The sequence below is a fragment of the Paenibacillus sp. 1001270B_150601_E10 genome (assembly GCF_015558675.1).
In the GTDB taxonomy this organism is placed as follows: domain Bacteria; phylum Bacillota; class Bacilli; order Paenibacillales; family Paenibacillaceae; genus Paenibacillus_B.
The window spans coordinates 280,571-287,193 of the sequence record NZ_JADMOL010000006.1; the positions used below are offsets into that span (position 1 = coordinate 280,571).

Sequence of the window (6,623 nt, forward strand, 5' to 3'; positions counted from 1 at the left end):
GTTCTATTCCCTTCCCTATATGATAAGTACACGAAGGAGGAAGGACTTATGGTACTGTTCAATTATTTGTTGGTATGTTTGATCTTTGGCACAACGTTTCTCGCAGTAAAGATCGGAGTAGACGCTGCTGCTCCGCCATTCTTATCTGCGGGATTGCGATTTTTTATCGCAGGCACCATCCTGTTTGCATGGATGGCACTTAGAAAGAAAGCAAGCCTCTCGCTATTGTTCCGCAAAGAAATGTTGATTACAGGGGCAGGCTTAACCTTTGGGACCTTTGCTACCTTATATTGGGGCGAACAATTCGTTCCATCGGGCAACGCAGCTATCTTGTCTGCAACAGGCCCTATGATGGTTCTTGTCATACAGATGCTATTTTTGCGCCAAAAGCCGTCTGTTCGGTCATTAATCGGATGCATCGTCGGGTTTCTTGGTGTGATTCTCTTAATCCTGCCTAGTATAACATTTTCTGCAAGCATATGGCTGCTCCTTGGAAGCATCGCCATCGTCGTGGGAGAGCTTTCCTATTCATGCGGAATTCTGTATTCCAAAAAGGTATCGAAACAATTCTCCAAGGTGTCTCCTATCGCACTAAATGCAGCACAAATGATGTACGGAGGCCTGCTCCTCCTCATCTTATCTATGCTGACTGAGTCTTGGAGCATGAGCGCCTTTCATTCTGCGGGGGCGATTGGTTCATTGATCTACTTAATCGTTGTTGGCTCTATGATTGGGCATAGCCTGTTCTATTGGCTGGTATCGAAGACCAATCCCGTATTCGCATCGACTTGGCTCTATGTATCGCCCATCATCGCCTTATCGATCGGTGTTCTATTTTACGATGAAGGAATCACTTGGATGACCGTGCTGGGTGCCCTCACGATTATCGCCGGGACGGTTCTAGTGAATCTGGATGACTTAAGATCTCTCTTTACAAGGTCGAAAAAAGATAAGCTCCAAGAAGCTAAGCCGCTCCCATCTTGACGCCTGACCTCCCTTTTCCAACTGTCAGGTCACGTTGAGATCTTGCAAAGCACCAAGTCTCGCTTATGCTGCGACGATGACGAATGTTCAAAAGATGATTATTAGAGCCGCAGAGGACAGATCCTAAGCGGCTCTTTATTCTATCCATTGCCCAGCACATTCGCGAGTCTAGGATCAAAAATCATACTTTTCATTCTTCGCTTGCTGCATCGCTTTTACAGCTTGGTGATGAAGCAAAGTATCCTCCACTATACGCTCAATACGAAACAGCACATCATCATTGATGATTTCTTTACGGTAAAAGTCCTTTTCTTCAATAAAAACATAAGATGGAACGATATGGGCTTTCATATAAGCCAATATCGGCTTAAGCTGCTGTTCCACCATCAGATAATGCTTGGCTGTGCCCGCTGTTACAATGATGCTGACAACCTTATCACGGAATGCGCTAACCGGCAGAAGATCGAATATATTTTTTAATGTTGCCGGGATAGATGCCTGGAAAGTTGGCGTTCCAATAATCAGCGCATCAGCAGCCATGATCGTTTCCGCAACGAGCTTGGTATCTCCTTCATATTCCCAGTATTGCCGACCATCACTAAAAACAAGTTCATAATCTGCTAGGTCAAGCAGCGTCACTTCTGCTTCTGGCGCCTGCACCTGCAATTGCTTTATCGCATAGTCCATCGCAATCCGTGTCTTTGAACCTACATTAGAGCCTGCAATGCCTACAATCTTCAACCTTCTCGCCCCCTCTTTATGCTTTTGCCGTGTGCTTCTTTACCTCTGGCATGATCTTTGTAGCCATCAACTCAATATTTTTTTGTACTTTATCAAAGGGCAATCCACCAAAGTCAATCTGAGCCAAGAAACGCTGCTGTCCATATAATTCGTGTTGATAGAGCATTTTCTCGATGATTTGCTGCGGACTGCCGATCATTAACGCATCTCGATAATCTGTTGCTTGTGCAAACTGCTGCTTTGGATAACCGCTGCCTTTTAGAATAGCCATACCTCCATTGAGATAGGGGTAATACTCGCGCAGCGCTTCCTGCGTGGTCTCAGCAGTATAGAACAAGCTAGTGGTGGCAACAGGCAGTGCGGCAGGATCATGTCCATGAAGCTCTGCTGCCTCCCGGTAGGCATCTACCGAACCTTTAAAGTTGATTGCGGGACCGCCAAGAGTAGTCAGCATCATTGGCACCCCGGCAAATCCTGCTTTGATCGCACTGGCAGGAGGACCACCAACCGCTCTCCATAACGGCATCTGTCCATGAAGAGGTTGCGGCAGGATCATAGCCCGCTCCAGTGGAGCACGAAATTCGCCCTTCCAGGTTACCGTTTCCTCTTGATTAAGCTTGATCAAGAGGTCCATCTTCTCCTCGAACAGCTCCTCGTAATCTCGAACATCATAACCCAATAGACTGTAAGCGCCGACACGCGAGCCGCGTCCTGCAACAATCTCTGCTCGTCCATTTGATATCAGGTCAAGCGTCGCAAAGTCTTCGTACACCCGTACGGGATCCGACGTGCTTAATACCGTTGCGGAGCTTGCGATCTTGATATCTTTCGTGGCTTGTGCAATGGCACCAAGAATGACCGTATGCGCTTGAGTTGTAAAATATTTTTGGTGGCTTTCACCTACTGCAAATACATCAAACCCTGCTTCATCAGCCAGCTTAGCAGCTTCTATAATCTCCTGAATGCGCTGCTGAGCAGGAATACGAGTACCCGTGAGAGGATCAAGGATATGTTCACCAATCGAGTAAAGTCCTATCTCTATTCCCTTCGTTTTATCAATGCGATATTGTTCCATTTGCTTATTCACTCCTTATCGTTAAGCGATCAATCAATAGGTTGAAGTTGTGCTTCGATCTCTGCTCGCTTGTTTTCCAAAAACGGCGGCAAATCCAAGTGCTGTCCCAGCGTCTCTACACTAGCATCCGCTGTAAATCCAGGTCCGTCCGTCGCGATTTCAAATAGAATGCCGTTCGTTTCTCGAACATATAGACTTTTAAAATAGTAGCGATCGATAATGCCAGAAGTGCGGAAGCCTTCCTTGATCAATCGTTCATTCCAATAGCTCAACTGGCTGTCGTCTTTCACGCGAATCGCAAGATGGTGCACGCTGCCTCGACCTGGTCTTTCCTTTGGACCATCCAACGGTTTGACCAGAATTTCACCATACCCTTGTCCCGGCTCTGCTTGAAATATTGCTTCTTGGTTGGTTCGGCTCGCTTCCGTATATCCGAAGAATACGGTAAGCAGCTCGGCTAGTGCATCTAGATTGCGAACGGTCATTTCCGTCGTTCCCATTCCTAGAATTCGATGCTCGTCAGGAACGGGAGAGGATTCCCAAGGCAGCCAGAAGTCTGGTATGGATTCTCCGTTGTTATTCAGCAGGATGAGCCGCAAGCCATCTGGGTCTTCAAATGGCAGAGCTTCTCTGCCAGCATAAGTCGTGATGGCTTCATGCTTCACTTCGTATGCTTCAAGGCGATCTTTCCAATAAATAAGACTCTCTTTAGACGGCACCAGCAATCCAATTCCTGTAATCGCATTTGTCCCACGAATCGTCCTGCCTGCTGCGGGCAATTCGAAGAACGTTAGTTCTGTACCTGCACTGCCGGTTCGATCCCCGTAAAATAAGTGGTACATGGATGGATTGTCCTGATTAACCGTCTTTTTAACTCTTCGCATCCCTAGTACTTGTTGATAGAAGCGGTTATTCTCCTTTGCATTTTTCGTAAGCATCGATATATGGTGATGTCCTGGAATGGTATGCATCTTCATCCCTTCTTTCTTTTAATTGACTAATCAAGTGATGTTGTAAAAAAAATTACCGTTTCGGTAATTCCTTTTTTCGGCTGTGCTTGTGAACTTTCGTAATCAGCTGATAAAGGGTCTTCATCTCTTCTTTCGTCAACACTTCTTCAAAAAATGAAGATTGAAATGCGATTTGATGAGAGGTCGCCCTCTCCAGAGCAAGCTTTCCTTTATCTGTTAGGTGGATGTACTTCGTCTTCCACTGCTGTTTGCGTACAATGTAGTCCTCTTTCTCCAAACGTGCCAGCATGCGCGATATGCCGCCTTCTGTAACGGTAACCTTCTCCGCAAGTTCAGATTGGGTAATGGGCTCATAAACCGATATTTGCATAAGCACATCGAATTGAGCCGCAGTCAGATCAAATGATTTCAAATATTCGTTCGACAGTTGATTGCTCTGGTGTGCGAATCGCATTAAGCGAAGCCAGATTAATGTACCGAGCGTATTTTTTTTCATCCTCTCACCTCTCCCTCTGTTGTCTGTATTATCACTTTACCACTCAATTGATATAATTGCAAGTCAAGAATTTTGAATTCGAGATATGTAGTATGCGGATTGAACTTTTCCAATTTAGATTAAAGCTGTGATGCAAACCTCGTGATGCGCTCGATATCAAAAAGCATGTCTTGGCATGTGTAAAGAGCATGTTTTGATGCGGCATAACATGCTCTTCGCTTCTACTCTTAATCGGTTTATGGAAGATAACGGCTAACCATCGTTGTATCTTTCTTTCCATACATCACTTTTTTTGGATTGATCATAACGATTAAAATGGCTGCTGCCAAATAGAAAAAGGCATTATACGTGATTAACACAACAAGATTCCCATTGATCAATCCGATAAAAAAGTTAAAGAACTGGTGAATGATGATCGGAACGATTAAGTTTTGATTTAGGTTATAGCATGCCGTCATCAGGATCGAAGTGGATATGATGGATACCATAAAAAAGAAAACATATTGGATGAGCTCCATGCCTGTGTATCCTGTTGTAAACCAAATGGGTAGATGCCAAAGCCCCCACCAAAATCCGATGATGACCGATGCTTTTAAAGGCGAATGTCTCTTTTGAAGCTCCATTAGTGCGAAGGCTCTCCATCCGATTTCTTCCCCAAGTGGTCCTGACAGAAGATTTTTCAAAAAGTAGTAGATCAGCATTCCCCATGAAGATATCGTGAAGATAGAGTCTGGCTTATAGTTAACAATTACAATAAGCATAATCAACAAAAATATCGAGACTTGAATCAAGCTTGCCATCGCAAGCACAGAACCTTTCAGTTTATGCTTGAATTTTTCCTTTACAAATGCTGCAAAGCGCTGCTCAGGGTATATTCTTTTAAATAACACCGCAAAAGCAAAAGTCGAAGACCAAGCCGATATCGTTAGCATCACTTGAAAGACCCATTCAGGGAATTCCAACATCTTTGCTAGGCCTACAAGACAAAAAAGCGGCCAGAATATAAGGTTCGTTAGCATAATAAAACTTGCCACTGGATTTTTTAATTTCTTTTCTCTTTTCATCGGAACTCCCCGTTTCAGACTGAATTATCCGAAATAGCATGCCGCTCCTATTTGCGAATACATTCAGCTTAAACCTGGGGGTAACTCACAGGTCAATACAAGACGACATTACTTGATAGGCGCATGCATTTCTAAAAATATGCGTTCTAACCCATCCTCATAAGTTGAAAGCAGTAGATTGATATACACGAGCCCCACTAATTCAGCCCCAAGTTCTAATGCTGCTCTTCTCAACCCAGCTTCCACGTGTCGGTCTGTATTTTTCCCACCCGTTGACCATCTACCATCTTCAATCACGGTGTACAAACATTTGGGATGAGCTAGAATGGCACCCTTTATTTCTTTACTGTCGTCATCTATTTTATTGACAATCATAAACTTATCTTCTAGGATCCCTTCATCATTGAAGCGGATGACTCTTCTAAGAGAGGTTAAGACAACGGCTTTTTTCAAGCTGTCTGAATGTTCTTTTAGCCTGTCATATTCATCATACGACGTGTAATGCTCCATATCTCCTTTAACCTCTAAAGGCTCCATTTCCTTTATTGTATACTTCCCTAAGAATCGCTCTATTTTTTCGCAGTCTTCTTTGACGATCCGAAGCTTTGTTAATAGAAGCTTTTTATATTCAATGTCCTCCAACACCTCCTGTTCCTTCTCTTCTAACAATGATCTTATTCCTCTTATGCTCTTGCTCTTTCTTAATTCCTGGATTTTCTTAATTTCAATATCCATTTCTCTATAAAAATTTACGGTGGTGATATCATATATATCAAAACGATCATATTTTCTATACCCATTCTCAGAATCTTGCTTAGGTCTTACTAATGCTTTATCTTCATAAAATTTCAGCGTATCTCGGGATACCCCCAAAAATGCTGCCACTTGTCCAATTGTGTACATGATAATCCCCTTATCCTAGATTCATATCTTCATTTGCTTCAATTATCGCAACTATTATACCAATTAATAGAAATAGATGATACGAATGGCGTCATTCGCATCATCTATTTGCTTCATTCATATAAACGCGCTCTACTCGGCTTCCAATGCCGGTTAGCAGCTCGTTCGGAATCGTATCACAGCGTATCGCAACCTCTTCTGCGGTAATGCAGCATTCTCCGTCTTGTCCAATCAGCGTCACAATATCGCCTTCTTCAAGTTGTTCGATATGCGTCACATCAATCATCATCTGATCCATGCATATATTGCCTGCAATAGCTGCTCGCTGCCCTCTTACCAACACATGGCCACCCTGTTCGAATAAACATCTTGGAAGCCCGTCTGCATAC

8 protein-coding genes are annotated in these 6,623 nt (G+C 43.7%); 1 reads left to right on the forward strand and 7 read right to left on the reverse strand.

Annotated features, from left to right (window positions below; translation table 11 throughout):
* The first annotated feature begins 48 nt into the window (after positions 1–48).
* The gene (locus I2H74_RS15905; RefSeq protein WP_195575198.1) at positions 49–984 is read left to right on the forward strand and encodes a DMT family transporter; all 936 of its coding nucleotides are present in this window, start codon (positions 49–51) and stop codon (positions 982–984) included.
* Positions 985–1,158: 174 nt separating this feature from the next.
* On the opposite strand, the gene I2H74_RS15910 is transcribed toward I2H74_RS15905, so the two are convergent.
* The 7 genes from I2H74_RS15910 to I2H74_RS24740 form a co-directional block, all read right to left on the reverse strand.
* A complete protein-coding gene (locus tag I2H74_RS15910; protein WP_195575199.1) occupies positions 1,159–1,725 on the reverse strand; it encodes an NADPH-dependent FMN reductase in 567 nt (188 codons plus the stop codon).
* A gap of 16 nt (positions 1,726–1,741) precedes the next feature.
* On the reverse strand, positions 1,742–2,800 hold the full coding sequence (locus I2H74_RS15915; protein WP_195575200.1) for an LLM class flavin-dependent oxidoreductase: 1,059 nt from the start codon (positions 2,798–2,800) through the stop codon (positions 1,742–1,744).
* 29 nt (positions 2,801–2,829) lie between these two features.
* Positions 2,830–3,771 (reverse strand): ring-cleaving dioxygenase, encoded by a 942-nt coding sequence (locus tag I2H74_RS15920; RefSeq protein ID WP_195575201.1) that lies wholly within the window; start codon positions 3,769–3,771, stop codon positions 2,830–2,832.
* A gap of 52 nt (positions 3,772–3,823) precedes the next feature.
* A complete protein-coding gene (locus I2H74_RS15925; RefSeq protein WP_195575202.1) occupies positions 3,824–4,267 on the reverse strand; it encodes a MarR family winged helix-turn-helix transcriptional regulator in 444 nt (147 codons plus the stop codon).
* Between the two features lie 236 nt (positions 4,268–4,503).
* Positions 4,504–5,331, reverse strand: a complete 828-nt coding sequence (locus I2H74_RS15930) for a CPBP family intramembrane glutamic endopeptidase (protein WP_195575203.1) — start codon at positions 5,329–5,331, stop codon at positions 4,504–4,506.
* A 108-nt stretch (positions 5,332–5,439) separates the two neighbouring features.
* The gene (locus I2H74_RS15935) at positions 5,440–6,234 is read right to left on the reverse strand and encodes a MerR family transcriptional regulator (protein WP_195575204.1); all 795 of its coding nucleotides are present in this window, start codon (positions 6,232–6,234) and stop codon (positions 5,440–5,442) included.
* A gap of 100 nt (positions 6,235–6,334) precedes the next feature.
* Positions 6,335–6,623: alanine racemase C-terminal domain-containing protein (locus I2H74_RS24740; protein WP_324254083.1), on the reverse strand; the 289-nt coding region annotated here is incomplete at its 5' end.